Annotated in this window: 21 protein-coding genes; 14 read left to right on the plus strand and 7 right to left on the minus strand. The window is 70.8% G+C overall.

The genetic code is table 11. The features are described from left to right. The first annotated feature begins 91 nt into the window (after window positions 1-91). Complete coding sequence (locus QF035_RS20475; protein WP_307521880.1) at window positions 92-664, plus strand: TetR/AcrR family transcriptional regulator; 573 nt, start codon at window positions 92-94, stop codon at window positions 662-664. 96 nt (window positions 665-760) lie between these two features. On the opposite strand, the gene QF035_RS20480 is transcribed toward QF035_RS20475, so the two are convergent. Together QF035_RS20480 and QF035_RS20485 are read right to left on the minus strand one after the other, a co-directional pair. After that, window positions 761-1729, minus strand: coding sequence for a DeoR/GlpR family DNA-binding transcription regulator (locus QF035_RS20480; RefSeq protein ID WP_307521881.1), 969 nt, complete (start codon window positions 1727-1729; stop codon window positions 761-763). 190 nt (window positions 1730-1919) lie between these two features. Beyond that, the gene (locus QF035_RS20485; RefSeq protein WP_307521882.1) at window positions 1920-3368 is read right to left on the minus strand and encodes an NAD(P)H-quinone dehydrogenase; all 1449 of its coding nucleotides are present in this window, start codon (window positions 3366-3368) and stop codon (window positions 1920-1922) included. A gap of 162 nt (window positions 3369-3530) precedes the next feature. On the opposite strand from QF035_RS20485, the gene QF035_RS20490 reads away from it, so the two are divergent. From QF035_RS20490 to QF035_RS20500, 3 genes are all read left to right on the plus strand, one after another. After that, a complete protein-coding gene (locus QF035_RS20490) occupies window positions 3531-3968 on the plus strand; it encodes a gamma-glutamylcyclotransferase (protein WP_055615596.1) in 438 nt (145 codons plus the stop codon). Between the two features lie 146 nt (window positions 3969-4114). Then, window positions 4115-4939: a purine-nucleoside phosphorylase gene (locus QF035_RS20495; protein WP_307521884.1), complete on the plus strand. Its 825-nt coding sequence runs from the start codon at window positions 4115-4117 to the stop codon at window positions 4937-4939. A 218-nt stretch (window positions 4940-5157) separates the two neighbouring features. After that, window positions 5158-6789 (plus strand): phospho-sugar mutase, encoded by a 1632-nt coding sequence (locus QF035_RS20500; protein WP_307521885.1) that lies wholly within the window; start codon window positions 5158-5160, stop codon window positions 6787-6789. A 268-nt stretch (window positions 6790-7057) separates the two neighbouring features. Here QF035_RS20500 and QF035_RS20505 read toward each other — a convergent pair whose 3' ends face one another. Further along, window positions 7058-8344, minus strand: coding sequence for an RNA-guided endonuclease InsQ/TnpB family protein (locus QF035_RS20505; RefSeq protein WP_307521886.1), 1287 nt, complete (start codon window positions 8342-8344; stop codon window positions 7058-7060). Between the two features lie 28 nt (window positions 8345-8372). Here QF035_RS20505 and QF035_RS20510 point away from each other — a divergent pair, with 28 nt between their 5' ends. Next, window positions 8373-8525: a toxin-antitoxin system HicB family antitoxin gene (locus QF035_RS20510; protein WP_307521887.1), complete on the plus strand. Its 153-nt coding sequence runs from the start codon at window positions 8373-8375 to the stop codon at window positions 8523-8525. Window positions 8526-9037: 512 nt separating this feature from the next. On the opposite strand, the gene QF035_RS20515 is transcribed toward QF035_RS20510, so the two are convergent. Then, on the minus strand, window positions 9038-10693 hold the full coding sequence (locus QF035_RS20515; protein WP_307521888.1) for a hypothetical protein: 1656 nt from the start codon (window positions 10691-10693) through the stop codon (window positions 9038-9040). A 395-nt stretch (window positions 10694-11088) separates the two neighbouring features. Next, complete coding sequence (locus QF035_RS20520) at window positions 11089-11754, minus strand: PH domain-containing protein (RefSeq protein ID WP_307521889.1); 666 nt, start codon at window positions 11752-11754, stop codon at window positions 11089-11091. Window positions 11755-12046: 292 nt separating this feature from the next. Between QF035_RS20520 and deoC the strand changes: the two genes are divergently transcribed. Genes deoC through QF035_RS20535 form a run of 3 tightly spaced genes read left to right on the plus strand, consistent with a single transcriptional unit; the run spans window position 12047 to window position 15415 of the window. Then, window positions 12047-13003 carry a deoxyribose-phosphate aldolase gene (gene deoC, locus QF035_RS20525; protein ID WP_307531258.1) on the plus strand — a complete coding sequence of 319 codons (957 nt, stop codon included), beginning with the start codon at window positions 12047-12049 and terminating at the stop codon, window positions 13001-13003. A 5-nt stretch (window positions 13004-13008) separates the two neighbouring features. Next, window positions 13009-14487: an aldehyde dehydrogenase family protein gene (locus QF035_RS20530; protein WP_307521890.1), complete on the plus strand. Its 1479-nt coding sequence runs from the start codon at window positions 13009-13011 to the stop codon at window positions 14485-14487. Then, window positions 14480-15415, plus strand: coding sequence for an aldehyde dehydrogenase family protein (locus QF035_RS20535; protein ID WP_307521891.1), 936 nt, complete (start codon window positions 14480-14482; stop codon window positions 15413-15415). Before QF035_RS20530 ends, QF035_RS20535 begins: the two co-directional genes overlap by 8 nt. A 130-nt stretch (window positions 15416-15545) precedes the next feature. On the opposite strand, the gene QF035_RS20540 is transcribed toward QF035_RS20535, so the two are convergent. After that, entirely contained in the window at window positions 15546-15947 is a 402-nt protein-coding gene (locus QF035_RS20540) for a hypothetical protein (RefSeq protein ID WP_307521892.1), read from the minus strand. Window positions 15948-15999: 52 nt separating this feature from the next. Between QF035_RS20540 and QF035_RS20545 the strand changes: the two genes are divergently transcribed. After that, complete coding sequence (locus tag QF035_RS20545) at window positions 16000-16734, plus strand: uridine kinase family protein (RefSeq protein WP_307521893.1); 735 nt, start codon at window positions 16000-16002, stop codon at window positions 16732-16734. Window positions 16735-16990: 256 nt separating this feature from the next. Here QF035_RS20545 and QF035_RS20550 read toward each other — a convergent pair whose 3' ends face one another. After that, window positions 16991-17749: a SigE family RNA polymerase sigma factor gene (locus QF035_RS20550; RefSeq protein WP_269647923.1), complete on the minus strand. Its 759-nt coding sequence runs from the start codon at window positions 17747-17749 to the stop codon at window positions 16991-16993. A 275-nt stretch (window positions 17750-18024) separates the two neighbouring features. On the opposite strand from QF035_RS20550, the gene afsQ1 reads away from it, so the two are divergent. From afsQ1 to QF035_RS20575, 5 genes are all read left to right on the plus strand, one after another. Next, window positions 18025-18702 carry a two-component system response regulator AfsQ1 gene (gene afsQ1, locus QF035_RS20555; RefSeq protein ID WP_055611283.1) on the plus strand — a complete coding sequence of 226 codons (678 nt, stop codon included), beginning with the start codon at window positions 18025-18027 and terminating at the stop codon, window positions 18700-18702. Then, window positions 18699-20282 (plus strand): sensor histidine kinase, encoded by a 1584-nt coding sequence (locus tag QF035_RS20560; RefSeq protein WP_307521894.1) that lies wholly within the window; start codon window positions 18699-18701, stop codon window positions 20280-20282. Before afsQ1 ends, QF035_RS20560 begins: the two co-directional genes overlap by 4 nt. Window positions 20283-20347: 65 nt before the next feature. Next, window positions 20348-20950 carry a hypothetical protein gene (locus QF035_RS20565; protein ID WP_307531260.1) on the plus strand — a complete coding sequence of 201 codons (603 nt, stop codon included), beginning with the start codon at window positions 20348-20350 and terminating at the stop codon, window positions 20948-20950. 102 nt (window positions 20951-21052) lie between these two features. Continuing rightward, window positions 21053-21622, plus strand: coding sequence for a VanZ family protein (locus QF035_RS20570; protein ID WP_307521896.1), 570 nt, complete (start codon window positions 21053-21055; stop codon window positions 21620-21622). A gap of 94 nt (window positions 21623-21716) precedes the next feature. After that, window positions 21717-21920, plus strand: a complete 204-nt coding sequence (locus tag QF035_RS20575; protein ID WP_143644509.1) for a PspC domain-containing protein — start codon at window positions 21717-21719, stop codon at window positions 21918-21920. Window positions 21921-21974: the final 54 nt, after the last annotated feature.

Below are 21974 nucleotides of genomic sequence, written 5' to 3' on the forward strand. Positions count from 1 at the left end.
AGCCCCGGAACAACAGCAATCGGGCAGACGAGCAGGGCTTCGGACAGCCACATCCCGGCCTGCGCTCACAAGAGAGGCGAGGGTGAATCACATGGCCAAGCCGCCGCCAGGCACCCGCATGCGAGCCGACGCACGCCGCAACCACGACCGGCTGGTCTCCGAAGCGCGGACCACGTTCGCGGAGTTCGGCGCGGACGCCTCCCTGGAAGACGTGGCCAGAAGGGCCGGAGTGGGCATCGGCACGCTCTACCGGCACTTCCCGAACCGCCACGCACTGCTGAGTTCGGTCTTCTCGGACGCGGTGAGCGATCTCCTGGACCTCTCGCGCGAACTACTGGACGACCCGCAGCCGTGCACGGCGCTCGTGGCATGGCTGCGCGCCATCATCACTCATGCGGGTGAGTACCGCGGTCTGTCGCGGGCGCTCATGGCGGCCTCGCACGACGACGCCTCGGAACTCGCCCGGTGCAGCGGTCCGATGCGTGAGGCGGGCAGCGCCCTGCTCGTCCGGGCGCAGCGGGCGGGCGCCGTGCGCTCCGACGTCTCCATCGGCGACCTGCTCCAGCTGACCAATGCCATCGCGCTGGCGGCCGAGGAGACCCCGGACGATCCGGAGTTGGCCGACCGCCTGCTGACACTGACTCTGCAGGGCCTCAAGTCCTGACGCCCCGCACACCGAACACACGCACTACCGTGGCCGCGCTTCCTGACGTACGAACTGGACCGTCGTCCGTCAGGATCCGGGCCGGCCGGCTGCCCGTCAGCGTCGGCGCAGGTCCGCGACCCGCGCCCGCTCGCTCTGGGGCTGTTCCCGTTCCCCCAGCACCGCGGCCGCACTGCGCAACTGCGGGCCTCCGCCGGGGACCTGGCCACGCCTGGGGCCGGGGAGCGGCACGTCCCGGCGTGGCGGCTGACGCCCCGCCGGGACCGTATCCCCGCCCGCACCACCGGCTCCGGCCACCGCGATCTGTACGCCCTGATCCGCCAGGGCCTGCAGTTCGGTGCCCGCGCGGTCGTCGTGGGCGGGTGGCTCGTCGGTGACGAGCCGGGTGATCACGTCGGTCGGCACGGTCTGGAACATCGTGTCGGTGCCGAGCTTGGTGTGGTCGGCGAGGACGACGACCTCGGCGGCCGCCTGCACCAGCGCGCGGTCGACGGACGCCGACAGCATGTTGGAGGTGGACAGGCCGCGCTCGGCGGTCAGTCCGCTCCCCGACAGGAAGGCCCGGGAGACCCGCAGCCCCTGGAGGGACTGCTCGGCCCCGCTGCCGACCAGGGCGTAGTTGGAACCGCGCAGGGTGCCGCCGGTCATCACGACCTCCACGCGGTTGGCGTGGGCCAGCGCCTGGGCCACCAGCAGGGAGTTGGTGACGACGGTCAGACCGGGGACCCGCGCGAGCCGGCGGGCCAGCTCCTGTGTCGTGGTTCCCGCCCCCACCACAATGGCCTCGCCCTCTTCGACGAGACTTGCGGCGAGATCGGCGATGGCCGTCTTCTCGGCGGTCGCGAGATGAGATTTCTGCGGAAAGCCGGACTCCCGCGTGAACCCGCCCGGCAATACCGCACCGCCATGCCGGCGGTCGAGGAGTCCTTCTGCCTCCAGTGCGCGCACGTCCCGCCGTACGGTCACTTCGGAGGTCTGGACGACGCGGGCGAGCTCACGGAGCGACACGGCCCCATTCGCTCGCACCATTTCGAGGATCAATTGGCGACGTTCTGCAGCGAACACGAAACTGACAGTAACCCCAACGACCGTCTGCTTTCAGCAGTTTGCGCCGAATAACAGAAGTTGTTCGCACCGCAGGGCACGAAGTGGTATACGCGCCTAATCGCGGCGCCTATGCCGTACGAATGGGCCGCGACTCACCGTCACCAAGGGCCGACGGTCCCCGTGACCAGCGGGGAACCGTCTTTCGCCGTCAGGATTCGCCCTCGGTCTTCCGGGTGTGCAGCTGCCGGGCCACCTCGGCGATCGAGCCCGACAGGGACGGGTACACGGTGAAGGCGTTCGCGATCTGTTCGACGGTCAGGTTGTTGTCGACCGCGAGCGAGATCGGGTGGATGAGTTCCGAGGCGCGCGGCGAGACGACGACACCGCCGACGACGATCCCGGTGCCCGGGCGGCAGAAGATCTTGACGAAGCCGTCACGGATGCCCTGCATCTTGGCGCGCGGGTTGCGCAGCAGGGGCAGCTTGACGACCCGGGCGTCGATCACGCCGCCGTCGACATCCGCCTGGGAGTAACCGACGGTGGCGATCTCGGGGTCGGTGAAGACGTTCGACGAGACCGTCTTGAGGTTCAGCGGGGCGACCGCGTCGCCGAGGAAGTGGTACATGGCGATTCGGCCCTGCATGGCGGCCACGGAGGCGAGCGCGAAGACGCCGGTCACGTCACCGGCGGCGTACACGCCCGGGGCGGAGGTCCTGGAGACCCTGTCGGTCCAGATGTGGCCGGACTCCCGGACCTTGACCCCGGCTTCTTCGAGACCCATGCCGTGGCTGTTGGGGATGGCGCCTACGGCCATCAGACAGTGCGAGCCGGTGATGACCCGGCCGTCGGCGAGCGTCACCTCGACGCGGTCGCCGACACGCTTGGCGGACGCGGCGCGCGAGCGGGCCATGACGTTCATCCCGCGCCGGCGGAACACGTCCTCCAGGACGGCGGCCGCGTCCGGGTCCTCGCCCGGCAGCACGCGGTCGCGGCTGGAGACGAGCGTGACCCGCGAGCCGAGGGCCTGGTAGGCGCCGGCGAACTCGGCACCGGTGACACCGGACCCGACGACGATGAGCTCCTCGGGCAGCTCGTCGAGGTCGTAGACCTGCGTCCAGTTGAGGATCCGCTCCCCGTCCGGCTGCGCGTCGGGCAGCTCACGGGGGTGCCCGCCGGTGGCGATGAGCACGGCGTCGGCGACGAGCGTCTCCTCGCTGCCGTCGGCGGCCCGTACGACGACCTTGCGCGAGCCGTCCAGTGCCTGCATGCCCTCGAGCCGCCCGCGGCCGCGCAGGACGCGGGCGCCGGCGCGCGTCACGGAGGCGGTGATGTCGTGCGACTGGGCGAGCGCGAGCCGCTTCACACGGCGGTTGACCTTCCCGAGGTCGACACCGACGACCCGCGCGGGCGTGTCGATGTGAGGAGTGTCATCGGCGACGATGATCCCCAGCTCCTCGTACGACGAGTCGAAGGTGGTCATCACCTCCGCCGTCGCGATCAGGGTCTTCGACGGGACGCAGTCGGTGAGCACCGACGCCCCGCCCAGACCGTCGCAGTCGACGACGGTCACCTCCGCGCCGAGCTGGGCGGCCACCAGGGCCGCCTCGTATCCGCCGGGTCCGCCACCAATGATCACGATCCGAGTCACGTACTCCATTGTCCCGCACGCTTCAAGGTGCTTCCGCCCGGGGGGCCGCCGACGGGACGAGGATCACGGGATCCGGGCGGTGCGGGTACGGGCTCCCGACGGCCCGGATACGAAATCCGGGTGCTCCGGTTACGGGAGAGGCGTAAGCGTTCGCTGCCGTACCCTCGATCCATGTCGCTCTACGCCGCGTACGCCGGCAATCTCGACCCGCGGCTCATGACGCGCCGCGCCCCGCACTCGCCGCTGCGCGCCACGGGGTGGCTGAACGGCTGGCGGCTGACGTTCGGCGGCGAGCACATGGGCTGGGAGGGCGCGCTGGCCACCATCGTCGAGGCCCCGCGCTCGCAGGTCTTCGTCGCCCTGTACGACATCGCACCCCCGGACGAGGAGTCCATGGACCGCTGGGAGGGCGTCGGCCTGGACGTCTACCGGCGGATGCGGGTACGGATCCACACGCTGGAGGGCGAGGAGGCCGCGTGGGTCTACGTCCTCAACGGCTACGAGGGAGGGCTCCCCTCGGCCCGCTACCTCGGCGAGATCGCTGACGCGGCGGAATCGGCGGGCGCCCCCCACGACTACGTGATGGAGCTGCGCAAGCGTCCCTGCTGACGCACGGGCCCCGCGTTCGGCTCCCGCACGGGCGCCCGTCCCCGGGCGGCCCTCGCGGTCTTCGGCGGAAACAACAAGACAACGATCGCAATCCCGTGACCATCACCATCTACGCGCGTAGGCCCGGACCGGCTACCCTCGTGCGCGTGAACGCATCTCTTCTTCCGGACGACATCCAGGGCGACCCGTACGCCGCCGCCGACGCCGCCGCCGTGCGCGTACGGGAACTGACGGGCGCCGAGACCCACGACGTCGCTCTCGTGATGGGCTCCGGCTGGGCACCGGCCGTGGATGCCCTCGGCGACCCCGCGGCCGAGTTCCAGGTCACCGAGCTGCCCGGCTTCCCGCCGCCGGCGGTCGAGGGACACGGCGGCAAGGTCCGCTCGTACGAGATCGGCGACAAGCGCGCGCTCGTGTTCCTGGGCCGCACCCACTTCTACGAGGGCCGCGGTGTCGCCGCCGTCGCGCACGGCGTCCGTACCGCCGTGGCCGCCGGCTGCAAGACAATCGTGCTGACCAACGGCTGCGGGGGGCTGCGCGAGGGCATGCGGCCCGGGCAGCCGGTCCTCATCAGCGACCACATCAACCTGACGGCGGCGTCGCCGATCGTCGGCGCGAACTTCGTCGATCTGACGGATCTGTACTCGCCGCGGCTGCGCGCGCTGTGCAAGGAGATCGACGGGACCCTTGAGGAGGGGGTGTACGCGCAGTTCCCCGGGCCGCACTATGAGACGCCCGCGGAGATTCGGATGGCGCGGGTCATCGGGGCGGACCTGGTGGGGATGTCGACGACTCTTGAGGCCATCGCGGCGCGTGAGGCCGGTGCGGAGGTGCTCGGCATCTCCCTCGTCACCAACCTCGCCGCCGGGATGACCGGGGAGCCCCTCAACCACGAGGAGGTCCTCCAGGCGGGCCGCGACTCCGCCACCCACATGGGTGCCCTGCTGACCCAGGTCCTGGACCGGCTGTAGTTCCCGTCACTTACTCGGGGGCCGGCCCCCGAACCCCCGCTCCTCAACCGCCGGAGGGGCTGAAGACTTCGCGGCCCGGGCCGACCCATTCAGCCCGTCCGGCGTTTGAGGACGAGGCCGTTCAGGCCGATAAAGGGGGTCTGGGGACGCAGCCCCCGGGAACGGGACGGCTACGCGGCGCCACAGGCCACCAGGACAAAGAGAGAGGTTGACCCGACGTGCAGGACGGACTCACCGCACGGGCCAAGGCATGGCTGGCCGAGGACCCCGACGCGGAAACCCGTGAGGAACTCGCCAAGCTGATCGACGCCGAGGACACGGCGGAGCTCACCGCACGCTTCAGCGGCACCCTCCAGTTCGGCACGGCCGGCCTGCGCGGCGAACTCGGCGCCGGCCCGATGCGGATGAACCGCTCGGTCGTCATCCGCGCCGCCGCGGGGCTCGCCGCGTACCTCAAGGCGAAGGGCCGGACCGGCGGCCTGGTCGTCGTGGGCTACGACGCCCGCCACAAGTCCGCCGACTTCGCCCGCGACACGGCGGCGGTCATGACGGGCGCGGGCCTGCGCGCAGCCGTACTCCCCCGCCCCCTCCCGACCCCCGTACTGGCTTACGCCATAAGGCACTTGGGCGCGGTGGCGGGCGTCGAGGTGACGGCCAGCCACAACCCGCCGCGCGACAACGGCTACAAGGTCTACCTCGGCGACGGCTCCCAGATCGTGCCCCCGGCGGACGCCGAGATCGCCGCGGAGATCGCCGCGATCACGAGCCTGGCCGACGTCCCCCGCCCGGACAGCGGCTGGGAGACCCTCGACGAGGGTGTCCTGGACGCCTATCTGGCCCGTACGGACGAGGTGCTGGCCGCCGGCTCCCCGCGTACGGCCCGCACGGTCTACACGGCGATGCACGGTGTCGGCAAGGAGACCCTCCTGGCGGCGTTCGCCCGGGCCGGCTTCCCGGAACCGGTCCTCGTCGCCGAACAGGCCGAGCCCGACCCGGACTTCCCGACCGTCGCCTTCCCCAACCCGGAAGAGCCCGGCGCGATGGACCTGGCCTTCGCGAAGGCCCGCGAGACGGACCCGGACCTGATCATCGCGAACGACCCGGACGCGGACCGCTGCGCGGCGGCCGTCAAGGACGGCGGGGACTGGCGCATGCTGCGCGGCGACGAGGTGGGCGCGCTCCTCGCCGAGCACCTCGTCCGCAGGGGCGCACGCGGCACGTTCGCGGAGTCGATCGTCTCGTCCTCCCTCCTCGGCCGGATCGCCCAGAAGGCGGGCCTGCCGTACGAGGAGACGCTGACGGGCTTCAAGTGGATCGCCCGCGTGGAGGACCTGCGGTACGGCTACGAGGAGGCGCTGGGCTACTGCGTCGACCCCGAGGGCGTACGGGACAAGGACGGCATCACGGCGGCCCTCCTGATCACGGAACTGGCCTCGGAGCTCAAGTCCGGGGGCCGCACCCTCCTCGACCTCCTCGACGACCTCGCGGTCGAGCACGGCCTGCACGCCACGGACCAGCTCTCGGTCCGCGTGGACGACCTGTCCCTCATCTCGGACGCGATGCGCCGTCTGCGCGAGCAGCCGCCCACGCGGCTCGCGGGCCTGTCCGTCACCAAGGCCGAGGACCTGACGAAGGGCACGGACACGCTCCCGCCCACCGACGGCCTGCGCTACACGCTGGACGGCGCCCGCGTCATCGTCCGCCCGAGCGGTACGGAGCCGAAGCTGAAGTGCTACCTGGAGGTCGTGGTCCCGGTGGGCACCCACGACAACCTCCCGGCGGCCCGCGCGAAGGCGACGGAACTCCTGACGACGATCAAGCGGGACCTGTCGGCGGCCGCGGGCATCTGAGGACCGGACGGATACCCGACGGGGGCCGGGTCCTACCACCGCGGCCCCCGCCGGACACGCCTGTCAGCAGCCAGGCGTCACAAGCCGTACCTGCTCTTCAAGTGGCGCCAGAAGTCCCGGTACATCCACTTGTCGAACTCCGTGATCTGAGCGGCGCTGCCCGCCTTCATGAGGAAGCAGCACTGGCCGGTCGGGGTCCAGTCGTAGAAGTCGTCGAGGCCGAAGGTGTGGCCGACCTCGTGCAGGTAGATTTGACATCCTCCCCCTCTTAAAAGAGGGGGATTCCAACCCGGGTGGGTTGAGGTTCACGGACGTTCGACCGCTGTGTGGGCGGTGTCGTCCCTCCGGCACCGGCTGAGCTCCGGGGGCGGGGAATGCCGCCCTGTCCTGCCGCGACGTTGGTTGCTGCGTTGGTGTCCGCGTTGCAGGTGAAACCGCAGGAGGAGCAACAGAATTCGGCTTGGCTCTTGCGCGAGTTCTTGTCGATCCATCCGCAGGCGCTGCATCGCAGGCTGGTGTAAGGGGCGGGGACGTCTTCGACCCGGCCCAGGGCCTTGTGCTCGGTGCGCTGGCGGAGCAGGCCCCAGCCCTGGGCGAGGATGACCCGGTTCAGGCCGCTCTTCTGCCGCACGTTCCTGCCAGGCTCCTGGACGGTGCCTTTCGCCGAGCGGGTCATGTTCCTGATGTTGAGCTTCTCGAACCGGATCACGTCGTAGGTGCGGGAGAGCATCGTGCTGTTCTTCTCGCACCAGTCCTTGCGGCGGTCCGCTTCGCGGGCCTTGAGCCGTGCGACGGCGGCGTATCCGGCGGCCTTCCGCTCGCTGCCCCTGGGTGCACGAGCGGCGCGGCGCTGGTGCTTGCGGACCTGGGCAGCTTCCCTGACGGTGAGCTGCGGGCAGTTCAGTTTCCTGCCGTCCGACAGTGCGGCGGTGATCGTCACGCCCCTGTCGATGCCGATGACTTCGCCGGTGCCGGGGGCGGGGACGGGGGCGGGGATGACCGCGAAGGCGATGTGCCACTGGCCGTTGCGCCAGGTGACGCGGAAAGTCTTCGCGGTGGGCAGGTCGCCTCGGGTGAGGCGGAAGCGGACCCAGCCGCAGCCGGGTACCTTCACCTGCGCCCAGTGCCGGTTCAGCTTCTGCACCACGACGGAGCGGCCCATGACCTGCTTGCTCTTGGCGTTGAGCTTCGGTGACCCGTCCGCCTGGAGCTCCGGGACGCGGTCGGTGCCGATGACCCGGAAGCCGTTGTGCACGAACTTCTTGCGCCATGTCGGCTCGCCGAACCCGGATGCGAAGCGGGCGGCCTTGGCCTTGTTGAAGTCCTTGAGTGCCTGCTGCTGGACGTCAGCGTTCCCGGCGCGCAGCCATTCGTTGTCGTGCCGGGCCTCGGTGAGCTGGCGGCACTGTTCCGCGAAGCCGGGGGCGGCCTTGCGGCCCCTGTACCAGTGCGAGTGCTGCTCGACGGCCAGGTTCCACACGTACCGGGCGTGCGCGCAGTGTTCGAGCATCTGCTCTTCCTGCGCACGCGTCGGGTACATACGAAATCTGGACATGGCCCCATCCTAGGGCCAGAATTGATGCATGATCAAGCTGAATCTTCGACTTCCCGATGACCTGTACGCCAGGACCAAGGCACTTGCCGCCGCAGACGACCGCTCCCTCAACTCATGGCTGGTGTCGCTCGTGCGGCGTGCGGTGGAGGAAGGTGAACGCCGTTCCGCCCAGAAGGCGTAACGACTTCTCCTGCCCCGCTACGCGGGAACCGGGAGTCACCCCCGGCCTGAAGGCCGGGGCACCCTCCGGTTCCCAGGTGGATGTTCTCCTGCGACAGAGCGCCCGTGAAGTACTCCTGGCCGACGCGCTGGCCCCAGTCGCCGCCGGCGCCGCCCTGGAAGTCCTTGGTGAGCCAGAGGGACTGGTCGTAGTGGCGGGCCGCGCCGCCCGGACAGCGGGAGTAGTTGCGGGTTCCACACGTCGGCGGCCTTCGCCGGGGACGCCGACGTGAGGGGCGAGGCGACCAACGCGACCAGCGCGGCGAGAACGGTGACCAGACGCGCCAAGTGTCTGTGCGCGGTGAACTCCCTTGGTGGGGGACGGGATTTCACCCTCAGGTCGCCGCCGACTCCCGCGAAGGTTGCCGGTCGGGCATGACCGACTTCGGCCGCGCGCAGGCGACTTCGGCCGTACACGAGCGGCATGAGCCGCGCGGACCCGTCAGTTGCACGGGCCGCGCGCGCTCGCTCACCTCAGCCCCACACCACCAGAACCGCAGCCCACACCAGCCCCAGCACCACGGCCAACGGCCAGAGCGGGCGCCCCCGTTCGGGTGCGGTGCTCTCTCCGGTGGGCCGCAGCGCGGGATCCGTACGCATGGCCGTGAGCTCGGCCGCCAGGGCGTCGTAGGGATGGACCAGGCCCTGGCGCCGCTCGAACCACGCCCAGCGCGGTGCGGCGACCGACCAGTTGTCGCCCCGCCAGCGGAGCTTCAGTTCGAAGGACTGACGGCGTACGGAGCGGATGTCGTCCCAGGGGACGTGCCGGGGGCCGCGCAGTCCGGTGACCCACAGGCCCGAGCGGTCGGCGGTGATGCGCCAGGCGAGCTTCACGGGGACGCGTACGACTCCGTAGAGACCGAGTACGCCGAGGAGTGCCAGTTTCCACAGGGGCGCTCCGGACTCGGAGAACCACATCGTGACGAACCAGGCACCCCAGAGCACGAGCAGCGCCGCGGCCACCCAGTCGAGCCAGCCCGCACGCCAGCGGCGGACCGGGACGGGCGGCCGGTCGACGACCAACTCCCTCGCCTGTTCCTCCAGTTGGCGGTTCTGCTCCTCGCGGGCCTTCTCCTTGGCGACCCGTCTCATGCCCGCGCTCGGCGACAACGGCCGGACCGGTCCCGTCGACCACTCCGTGAGCGGCGGCTGGTCCGGGTCCTCGTCAGCGCTGACGACCACGAGTTCGGCGCCGTCGAAGGGAGCGCCGTAGAGGACGGCCTCGCGGACCGGCCCGGGGGTGTCGTCGTCCACCGCGTCGAGGAGCCGCTCCAGTTCCTCGTCGTCCGCGTCCTCCTCGTCCTCCTCGTCCTCGTCGTCGTCCGCTTCCTCACCGTCGTACGACGTCAGGTCCACCGTGAAGAGCGGGCGCATCGCGGCGAGGTCATCCGCCGCGTACACCTCCGTGGTGCCCTGCGCGTCGTCGCGCACGAGGACGCGCAGTACGGGCGCGGGGGCCCGGCGCAGGGCGAGGGCCCGGTGGCGGCCCAGCCACGCCGAGGCCAGGGCGGTCACGGCGAGCCCGGCCAGGTAGATGGCCACGACCCAGGAGCCCCGCTCGTCGTCGGGCGTGCCCCAGAGGCCCGCGGTGGCGCCGATGAGCACGCCGATTCCGAGCACCGTGAGGCCGAGCGGGAGCAGGAAACGGCCGCGCTGGAGCACGGCGTCCGCGTCCGGGGTACGTGCCGTGATGTCCCCGGCGGCCTCCAGCGCCCGTTCGAGCTGGCCGCTCCGGGCCCGCAGGCGTACCGCGACGGCGGCCCAGGTGACCACCACGACGAACGCCACGACGGCGGTCACGACCCACGGCAGCGACCGCGCCTCCATGGCGAGCGCCAGCAGCAGGACGGGCGCACCGACCCAGACCAGCTCGGGGCGTGCGAGCACCCACAGGACGTACACCGCGAATCCCGCGGCGACGAACGGCCACAGTCCGCCGAGCATCGCCGCCCAGGCGCCCGCGCACAGCGCGAAGGTGGACACGGCTGCCGCGACCGACCTGCGCACCCCCAGGAACGACCAGCGCGGAGGCAGCGCGGCCGACCAGACGCCGGCCCGCCCGGCCGTCCAGTCCCTGCAGCCGTCGGGTATCGCGGCCACGGGCAGTCGCAGCGGCTCGTCGTACGACACATGCACTCCTGGATCGCGTGGGAACGCCGGTGATGACACCGGCGCCGGCACAGGTGGTGACAGTAGCGACCGGACGCCCCTGCCCGGGCCACCGGACCGGCTCCGCTCCCACCGAGGTGCCGCCCTCTCGTACGGCCGGACGCGCCCATCGCCTCAAACGGGCGGGGACGTCGGGCCACGAAAACCGAGAGCCCCTTCAAGAAACCGCCAGGACCGAGCGCGCACGCCCGACGGCCCCGGCCGGCCGGGATGCTGCCGGCGAATCGCCGAGCGAGAGCCAAGTGGGCGCGCGGTCCCAGCGACAAGCCGTCCGCACACCGCGTCGCCGGGACTCTCACACCACTCGACAGCCGGTGACGGAATTCACCGACACCATCCAGCAGGTCCCGGCGGCCTCAGCCCACAGCCAGCAGAATCGCCAGCAGCACAGCACCGGCCGCCGCAGGCGCCACGATCTCGTACGCCCACCGCACCGACGCCTCGCCCTGTGCCCGCGGATCCTTGCCCCGGGCCTCCAGCAGCTCGCGCAGCTCCTCCATGATCTGGTCGCCCGCGGCGCGCACGGGTCCGGTGGCCACCGCCGCGGCATGGTGCTGCTGACCGCCACGGGCTGCCTCCGCGGCCCCGCGGGCCTCCCCGCGCGCCTCCCGCCGCGCCGCCCGCTTGCGGCCCCGCAGCGAGACGGGCACGGCCCACACCTGGTACTTGGCGCCGGCCTTGTCGAGCACCTCGTTCGAGTAGCCCGACCTGAACCCCTCGACCGTCCCCCAGGGCAGCACGATCACCCGGAAGGGGTTGCGGACACGCAGCCGCTGCTCGTTGGCGTACACGGCCGGACGCACGGTGAACGCGAGCACCAGCGGAACGAGAAAGAGCAACGCGGCCAGCGCCACCCACGGCGCCCGCCCCTCCCCGGTGACCAGCGCATCGATCCCGAGCCACCCCGCGATCGCGAGCAACAGCACCCCACCCGCAATACCGGAGGGCGACCGATAGACCCGATCCTTGAACTGAGGATCCGGTGTCTCCGGCGCGGTCGGCTGCTGGTCGGGCGTCGTCATACCCCCGATTCTGCCCGACGCGACCTGGGACCGATTTCCAGCCCCTCCGGCACGTGGCTTCCAGCCGCTGGGGCGCGCGTCCAATTCAGCCCCGCCGGCACTTGTCTTTTCAGCCCCTCCGGCGTTTGAGGAGCGGGGGTTCGGGGGCGGAGCCCCTGAGTAAGGGAAGGGAAGGGAATGGGTAAGGGCGGCGGGGGCGAAATCCCACGCACCCACCCACCCGCACCCTCGCCCTCACCCAAACCCAGGGCTGTACAGCCGCTACGCGCGTAGATATGCTCGTCTGGTGACCATGCCCACCACTGCACCCGCAGCACACGCACTCACAGACGTGACCACGTCCGACAGCACACTGCGCCGCTTCCTCCACGGGCTCCCCGGCGTGGACGCGGTCGGCCTGGAGGCACGCGCCGCCTCCCTCGGCACCCGTTCCATCAAGACCACCGCGAAGGCGTACGCCATCGACCTCGCCATCTCGATGGTCGACCTGACGACGCTGGAAGGCGCGGACACCCCGGGCAAGGTCCGGGCACTCGGCGCCAAGGCGGTCCGCCCGGACCCCACGGACCGCACGGCCCCGTCGACCGCCGCCGTCTGCGTCTACCCCGACATGGTGGCCACCGCCAAGGAGGCCGTCGCCGGCTCCGGCGTGAAGGTCGCCTCCGTCGCCACCGCCTTCCCGGCCGGCCGCGCCGCGCTCGACGTGAAGCTGGCCGACGTGCGGGACGCAGTCGCGGCGGGCGCCGACGAGATCGACATGGTCATCGACCGCGGAGCGTTCCTCGCGGGCAACTACGCGAAGGTGTACGAGGAGATCGTCGCCGTGAAGGAGGCCTCCGGGGCGGCCCGCCTCAAGGTCATCTTCGAGACGGGCGAGCTGTCGACGTACGACAACATCCGCCGCGCGAGCTGGCTCGGCATGCTGGCGGGGGCGGACTTCATCAAGACCTCGACGGGCAAGGTCGCCGTCAACGCGACGCCCTCGAACACTCTCCTCATGCTGGAGGCGGTCCGCGACTTCCGCGCCCAGACCGGTGTGCAGGTCGGCGTGAAGCCCGCCGGCGGCATCCGCACCAGCAAGGACGCCATCAAGTTCCTGGTCGTGGTCAACGAGACCGCGGGCGAGGACTGGCTGGACAACCACTGGTTCCGCTTCGGCGCGTCCTCGCTCCTGAACGATCTGCTGATGCAGCGGCAGAAGCTGGCCACCGGCCGTTACTCCGGCCCCGACTACGTGACGGTGGACTGATCACCATGACCACTGAGAACACGAAGACCACGGCAAACATCGAAAAGCGGTCGTCCGCTTTCGCGTACGCACCCGCGCCCGAGTCACGCTCCGTCGTCGACATCGCGCCCTCGTACGGCCTGTTCATCGACGGCGAGTTCGTGGAGGCGGCGGACGGCAAGGTCTTCAAGACGGTCTCCCCCTCCACCGAAGAGGTCCTCTCCGAGATCGCCCAGGCGGGCGAGGCGGACGTCGACCGCGCGGTGAAGGCGGCCCGCAGGGCCTTCGGGAAGTGGTCCGCGCTCCCCGGTTCCGAGCGCGCCAAGTACCTCTTCCGCATCGCCCGCGTCATCCAGGAGCGCAGCCGCGAACTGGCCGTCCTGGAGACGCTGGACAACGGCAAGCCGATCAAGGAGACCCGCGACGCGGACCTCCCCCTGGTCGCCGCGCACTTCTTCTACTACGCGGGCTGGGCCGACAAGCTCGACCACGCCGGCTTCGGCGCCAACCCGCAGCCCCTCGGCGTCGCGGGCCAGGTCATCCCCTGGAACTTCCCGCTCCTGATGCTGGCGTGGAAGATCGCCCCGGCGCTTGCGACCGGCAACACGGTCGTCCTGAAGCCCGCCGAGACGACCCCCCTGTCCGCTCTGTTCTTCGCGGACATCTGCCGCCAGGCGGGCCTCCCCAAGGGCGTCGTCAACATCCTTCCGGGGTACGGCGACACGGGCGCTGCGCTCGTCGAGCACCCGGACGTGAACAAGGTGGCCTTCACCGGCTCCACCGCCGTCGGCAAGGCCATCGCGCGCCAAGTGGCGGGCACCAGCAAGAAGGTCACGCTCGAACTGGGCGGCAAGGGCGCGAACATCGTCTTCGACGACGCCCCCATCGACCAGGCCGTCGAGGGCATCGTCTCGGGCATCTTCTTCAACCAGGGCCAGGTCTGCTGCGCGGGCTCCCGCCTCCTCGTCCAGGAGTCGATCCAGGACGAACTGCTGGACTCCCTGAAGCGGCGCCTGTCGACCCTGCGCCTCGGCGACCCGCTCGACAAGAACACGGACATCGGCGCGATCAACTCCGCCGAGCAGCTCTCGCGCATCACCACGCTCGTCGAGCAGGGCGAGGCCGAGGGCGCCGAGCGCTGGTCCCCGGCCTGCGAACTCCCCTCCTCCGGCTACTGGTTCGCCCCGACGCTCTTCACGAACGTCACCCAGGCGCACACGATCGCCCGCGACGAGATCTTCGGCCCGGTCCTGTCCGTCCTCTCCTTCCGCACGCCGGACGAGGCGGTCGCCAAGGCCAACAACAGCCAGTACGGCCTCTCCGCGGGCATCTGGACGGAGAAGGGCTCCCGGATCCTGGCCGTCGCGAACAAGCTGCGCGCGGGCGTGATCTGGTCCAACACGTTCAACAAGTTCGACCCCACGTCGCCGTTCGGCGGTTACAAGGAGTCGGGCTTCGGCCGCGAGGGCGGCCGCCACGGCCTGGAGGCGTACCTCGATGTCTGAGAAGCCCAAGAACACCGAGAAGCCCAAGAGCGCCGAAAAGGCGGAGCAGCAGCGCCTGAGCGTCTTCAAGACCTACAAGCTGTACGTCGGGGGCAAGTTCCCCCGCAGCGAGAGCGGCCGGGTGTACGAGGTGACGGACTCGAAGGGCGAGTGGCTGGCCAACGCGCCGCTGTCCTCCCGCAAGGACGCCCGTGACGCGGTCGTCGCCGCCCGCAAGGCCTTCGGCGGCTGGTCCGGCGCGACCGCGTACAACCGCGGCCAGGTCCTCTACCGCGTCGCGGAGATGCTGGAGGGCCGCAGGGACCAGTTCGTACGGGAGGTCGCGGACTCGGAAGGACTCTCGAAGTCCAAGGCCGCGGGGGTCGTCGACGCGGCGATCGACCGCTGGGTCTGGTACGCGGGCTGGACCGACAAGATCGCCCAGGTCGTGGGCGGCGGCAACCCGGTCGCGGGCCCGTACTTCAACCTCTCCACCCCCGAGCCGACGGGTGTGGTGACGGTCCTGGCCCCCCAGGAGTCGTCGTTCCTCGGTCTGGTCTCGGTGATCGCCCCGGTGATCGCGACCGGCAACACGGTGATCGTGGTCGCGAGCGAGAGGTCCCCGCTCCCGGCGCTGTCGCTGGGCGAGGTGCTGGCCACCTCCGACGTTCCGGGCGGGGTCGTCAACATCCTCTCCGGAAAGACGGCGGAGATCGCGACCCCGCTGGCCGCGCACCAGGACGTCAACGCGATCGACCTCGCGGGCGCGGACGACGTACTCGCGAAGGAACTGGAGGTCGCGGCCGCGGACAACCTCAAGCGGGTCGTCCGTCCACAGGCTGTGGATTACTTTGCGGCACCGGGCATCGAGCGCCTCACCGCCTTCCTCGAAACGAAGACGGTCTGGCACCCCACGGGCGCACTGGGCGCCTCCGGCTCGTCGTACTGACGGCCACCGCGTCCGTCGTACCGACGGCCGCCGAAGACGGGAGAGCCGCGCTTCCCCACCGTCCGGGGGAGGCGCGGCTCTCTCTTCGGCCTCGCGCGACTCGCCGCCGCGCCGCGGGCTGTTGTACGGCTCAGTGCAGCAGGCCCGTCACCTGTCCCAGCACCGGAACGGCGCCCAGCGACTGGGCCTGGGCGACCGGGGCCGTCAGCATGGTCGTGGCCAGCGGGGGGAAGTCGGCGACCTGGGTGGCGAGTCCGTTGTCGAGAGGGTCGACACCCGTGCCGGCCAGCGGGTTGGGCTTCAGGCCCGCGACCGGCCCGGTCACGTGACCGACGGTCCCGGTCAGTGCCTGGACGCCCGCCTGCGGGTTGACGTTGCCCAGTGAGGTGGGCCTGGTGCGGACCACGTCGACGACGGGTTCGGTGTCCGCGGCCGCCGAGGCCGCTCCCACGCCCACCGCGATGCCCGCGGTCGTGAGGGCCAGCAACGCGCGCCGGGCGGTCAGGTTCTGGTGGGCCGGGAATCGTGCCATGGCTGCTGCCACCTTATGCTGCGCAAAGCAATCAGGTCGACACGAAGGGTAGTTGAGGTGTGATGCCCGCTCCAAAGGCGACCCGCGGGGTCGGCCGGGGGCGCTCGATGCGTCAGACTGGTGTCTCGTGAGTTCACATCTCCCGAATTCCGCGACAACCGCCCGCGTCGTGCTGCTGTGCGGCCCCTCGGGCTCCGGCAAGTCCCTGGTCGCGGCCCGCTCCGGCCTTCCGGTACTGCGGCTCGACGACTTCTACAAAGAGGGCGACGACCCGACGCTGCCGCAGGTGGCGGGGAGTTCGGACATCGACTGGGACCACCCGCTGTCCTGGGACGCGGACGCCGCGGTCGCGGCGATATCCGAGCTGTGCCGGAACGGGCGTACCGGCGTTCCCATGTACGACATCTCCCTCAGCGCGCGTACGGGCGAGGAGACCGTGGACATCGAGGGGTCGTCCGCCTTCATCGCGGAGGGCATCTTCGCCGCGGAGATCGTGGAGCGGTGCCGCGAGGCCGGACTGCTCGCCGACGCGCTGTGCCTGAACCGGGGGGCGGTGGCCACGTTCCGGCGGCGGTTCCTGCGGGATCTGCGGGAGGGGCGCAAGTCCGTGCCGTTCCTGCTGCGTCGCGGCTGGCGGCTGATGCGGGCCGAGCGGTCGATCGTGAGCCGGCAGACCGCGCTCGGCGCGTTCCCCTGCGACAAGGACGAGGCCCTGGACCGGCTGGCCGCCGCGGCCACCGGGCGCCGCGCGGCACCACGCCCGACGACTCCGCAACAAGCGCCGTAGCAAGCGCTGTAGCAAGCGCGGCAACAAGCGCGCACACGATACGCACGGGACGGCACGCGCGTCGGCGCACACGAAAGAAGGTCCAAACAGACCCCCCGGTCTGCCTGGACCCACTCTCGTTTCCCCCCGTGGTCCCCCGTGACCCCGTTGGTTCCCCCCGGTACTGCTCCCCCGTGCTGTCCGCCGCCTCCCCCCGGAGTGACGAACACCCTGCCCGCTACCTCCCCCCGGAGTGACGGGCATCCCCCCACACCCTTCAGGCGACAAGCTCCCCGAAGGACTCTTCCTCGTCACGGCCGAAGCTGAGGACCTGGTCCTCGCGCAGCCGGCGGAGTGACCGCCAGATGCTGGACTTCACCGTGCCGACACTGATGTCGAGGATCTCCGCGATCTCCGGGTCCGTGCGGCCCTCGTAGTAACGGAGGACCAGCATGGTGCGCTGGAGTTCGGGCAGCCGGGCGAGCGCCTGCCACAGGACGGCGCGCAGCTCGGTGCCGCGCATCGCGTCCGTGTCGCCGGCCGTCTCCGGCAGCTCCTCGGTCGGGTACTCGTTCAGCTTGCGGCGGCGCCACGCGCTGATGTGCAGATTGGTCATCGTGCGGCGGAGGTAGCCCCCGACCGCCGCCTTGTCGCTGATCCGGTCCCACGCCCGGTAGGTCGAGAACAGCGCGCTCTGCAGCAGGTCCTCGGCCTCGAAGCGGTCACCGGTCAGGTGGTAGGCGGTTGCGTACAGGGAGGCGCGGCGCTCCTGGACGTAGGCGGTGAACTCCGCCTCCGACACCGAACGACGCTCCCCCGTGACCTCCCCGTACGCTGCCCCCGTTCCCCCGTGGGCAACCCCCGTGCTGCTTCCCCCCGCATGTGCGTCAACCACCGTCATGTATCCGGTGTGCTGACGCCCGGTGCCGCGAGCGCACCCCCGCCCGCTCACGGCACCGGACTTCTCCGTGCTCCTCGTGACGTCGTGGAGCCGCGTGACAACTGCGCCAGTACTGGTGCTGTGCAGCGTGTTCATCTCGCGCCCCCCGTCGTGGAGTTCCGGTTCTTCGGTACTTCGCTGTGGTGCTTCCTTGCCTGTGACCAAAAGCTTGCCGGGGCCACTTCATGACGGTGTCCGCCGACTGTCACAGACCTGTCACAGGGGCTTGCCCCAGCCGGCCCACAGACCGATCACAGAGAAGCGTCGTACGGCTACTCATCCGGCACACGGACCCCCACTCGTACGCGGGACATGTGTGGGAGCGCTCCAACAGTCGATACACGCCCATGTCATGGGACAGAATGACGTCCGTGCCTTCCCTGTTGCTGATCGAGGACGACGACGCCATCCGGACGGCCCTGGAGCTCTCTCTGACGCGCCAGGGACACCGGGTGGCCACCGCTGCCACCGGCGAGGACGGTCTGAAGCTGTTGCGCGAGCAACGGCCCGATCTGATCGTCCTCGATGTGATGCTGCCGGGCATCGACGGATTCGAGGTGTGCCGCCGCATCCGGCGTACGGACCAGCTGCCGATCATTCTGCTGACCGCGCGCAGTGACGACATCGACGTGGTGGTCGGGCTGGAGTCCGGCGCCGACGACTATGTGGTGAAACCCGTACAGGGGCGTGTGCTCGACGCCCGTATCCGGGCCGTGCTGCGCCGCGGCGAGCGCGAGGCGAACGACGCGGCGACCTTCGGTTCGCTGGTCATCGACCGTGCGGCGATGACCGTGACGAAGAACGGCGAGGATCTGCAGCTGACGCCGACCGAGCTGCGGCTGCTCCTGGAACTGAGCCGGCGGCCGGGGCAGGCGCTGTCCCGCCAGCAGTTGCTGCGGCTGGTGTGGGAGCACGACTACCTCGGCGACTCACGGCTCGTCGACGCGTGTGTGCAGCGGCTGCGCGCGAAGGTGGAGGACGTGCCGTCCTCCCCCACCCTGATCCGTACGGTTCGGGGAGTCGGCTACCGGCTGGACAGTCCTCAGTGACAAAACCGCAGGACAGGCTCCGCGGCTGGGCCGCGGCGCGCAAGACGATACTGGCGGGTCTGCGCTTCACCAGCCTGCGGCTGCGTCTGGTCGTGGTGTTCGGGCTCGTCGCGCTCACCGCCGCCGTGTCGGCGTCCGGGATCGCGTACTGGCTCAACCGCGAGGCGGTGCTCACCCGTACGCAGGACGCGGTGCTCGGCGACTTCCAGCAGGCGATGCAGACCCGCGCCAGCGCGCTGCGGCCGCATCCCACGCAGGAGGAACTGCAGCGCGCCGCCGGGCAGATGGCGAACAGCAGCCAGCGCTTCAGCGTGCTGCTGATCGCCGAGGACGAGGCCGGCAAGACGGTCCGCGGGAACTCCGACCTGGACACCTTCACGCTGGAGGACGTACCGAAGTCCCTCCAGAAGGCGGTGAACAAGGAGCAGGAGATCTCCTCGAACAACAAGTACACGTACCACCTGTACTGGCAGCGGACAGTCCAGGGCGACAAGCCGTATCTCGTGGGCGGCGCGAAGGTGATCGGCGGCGGGCCCACCGGATACATGCTCAAGTCGCTGGAGCCCGAGGCGAAGGACCTCAACTCCCTCGCCTGGTCGCTGGGGATCGCGACCGGGCTCGCGCTGATCGGCTCGGCGCTGCTCGCGCAGGCCGCCGCGACGACCGTACTGAAGCCGGTGCACCGTCTTGGCACCGCGGCCCGGCGGCTCGGCGAGGGCAAGCTGGATACCCGGCTGCGGGTGTCGGGCACGGACGAACTCGCGGATCTGTCACGGACGTTCAACCGCACGGCGGAGTCGCTGGAGAGACGGGTCGAGGACATGAGCGCCCGTGAGCAGGCGTCCCGGCGGTTCGTGGCGGACATGTCGCACGAGCTGCGGACGCCGCTGACCGCGATCACCGCCGTGACCGAGGTGCTGGAGGAGGAGCTCGACGCGGAGACCGGCAGCGTCGACCCGATGATCGAGCCCGCCGTCCGGCTCGTCGTCAGCGAGACCCGGCGGCTGAACAACCTCGTGGAGAACCTCATGGAGGTCACCCGCTTCGACGCGGGCACGGCCCGGCTCGTCGTCGACAACGTCGACATCGTCGACCAGATCACCGCGTGCATCGACGCGCGGGCCTGGCTGGATGCGGTGGACCTGGACGCCGAGCGCGGCCTCATGGCGCGGGTCGACCCGCGCCGGCTGGACGTGATCATGGCGAACCTCATCGGCAACGCCCTCAAGCACGGCGGCTCCCCGGTGCGCGTGAGTGTGCGGGACGAGGGCAACGACCTGGTCATCGAGGTCCAGGACCACGGTCCCGGCATCCCCGAGGACGTCCTGCCGCACGTCTTCGACCGCTTCTACAAGGCGAGCGCCTCCCGGCCGCGTTCGGAGGGCAGCGGCCTCGGTCTGTCGATCGCCGTGGAGAACGCCCATATCCACGGCGGCGAGATCACCGCGGCGAACTCGCCCAAGGGCGGCGCGGTCTTCACCCTGCGTCTGCCGCGCGACGCCTCGGAGTTGGAAGACCCCGACAACCCCGGGGGCCCGGGTGCGGCCGTCGCCGACGACCGCACCGAGGGGGGCGCGTGATGTCCGAACGCCACACATGGGGCGTACGCCGGACGCGTGCGATCTACGAAGGGGGCGTACGCCGGATGCGTGCGGCTCGTCTCGTGCTCGCCGTGCCGTTGCTCGCCGTGACGCTCGCCGGGTGCGGGATCAGGGCGACGGAGGTGCCGACCGACTTCGGTCCCGCGCCCTCCCGGGTGCCGTGCACGCTCAACGAGCCCGACGTCGGTACGCAGTCCTCGCGCGGGATCCTCGTCCAGGTCTTCCTGCTCTGCTCCTCGCAGCTGGCGCCGGTGGACCGGACCGTGCGCATCGAGGCCGGACCCGCGGCGACGGACCGTGTACGGGCCTCTCAGGCGCTCCTGGACGAGCTCTCCGAGTCCCCGTCGGACGCCGAGAAGCAGGCGAACTACACGACGGACGTGCCGCAGGGCCTCACGGTGAGCGGCCCTGGCCGCGGCGAACCGGACGACACACTGCGCCTGAGCACCCCGCCCGCGGAGCTGACGCCGTACGCGCTGGCCCAGGTCATCTGCACGTTCAGCGATTCGGCGGCCGCCTCGGACGGCGACTCGGTGACGCTCGGCGGGCCCGGCACGGACGCCCCGCGCCGCTACGAGTGCACGGAGTCGGTGCGCTCCCGCCCCGGCACGGAGACCCCGCCGCAGACGGAGGCCGAGGGGGCCTGAGCCCCCCGGCCGGACCCCGTCTGTGGCGCACGCCTCACCCGTGCGGGCCAAGCGCCGCCGTCACACGGAACCGATCCTGCCGGTGCCCGCGTCTTGGGGATCGTGCAGCGTCAAGGCTCGAACGGCAGCAGCGCCGTGATCCGCTTTCGTGCGGCGGGGGGTGTCCTCCTCGTCGCACATCTCGCGCTTGTTGCCTGGGTCACGCTGCGGCCCCTGGACGTGCCGTGGGTGAGCGCCGCGAATCTGCGCCCGTTCGCGAGCATCCGGGCCGATCTGGCGCTGGGCCCCGAGGCGGCCGCCCGCAACATCGGCAAGGGCCTGCTGCTGCTCGCCCCGCTCGGTGTGCTGCTGCCCATGGCGGGCGGCAGACTCGCCGTCTCCCCGCTGCTGTCCCTGATGCGTACGGTCGCCGCCGGCGCCCTGCTCTCGCTGGGCATCGAGCTCCTGCAGACCGGCGTGCCCGGGCAGGTCGTGGACGTCGACTCGCTGCTCCTGAACACCCTGGGCGTGGCACTGGCCCATGTCGCCGTGGTGCCCGCCGCCCGGGCCCTGCTGCGCCGCCGGGCCGAGACCCGGCGCCGGATCGCCGCCGCCCTCCGCCGCAAGCAGGCGGCCGAGGAGGCGACTCAGGGTCGGACCCCGACGATTCCCAGGGTCGGGATCGCCCCCTAGAGCGACGCTTTGCACCCTTCGTCTCCGTAGCGTTGACGACAGATGAGGCAGCCACACGGGAGGCCTCGGACCGACGCTCACGAAGGAGCCGTTCATGAACCGCCTTGCCCGCCCCACCAACGGCCGGATGATCGGCGGAGTGTGCGCAGCGCTGGCTCGGCGCTTCGGCACCTCCGCGACCACGATGCGGGTGATCTTCCTGGTGTCCTGCCTGCTGCCGGGCCCGCAGTTCCTGCTCTACATAGCGCTGTGGATCCTGTTCCCCTCCGAGGGCAAGGCGGCGCGTACGGCCTGGTGACGCACCGGCACGAACGCCGATGGGGCGCACCCGGTCCGGGTGCGCCCCATCGGC

Origin of the sequence: Streptomyces umbrinus (genome assembly GCF_030817415.1) — a bacterium.
Lineage (GTDB): Bacteria > Actinomycetota > Actinomycetes > Streptomycetales > Streptomycetaceae > Streptomyces > Streptomyces umbrinus_A.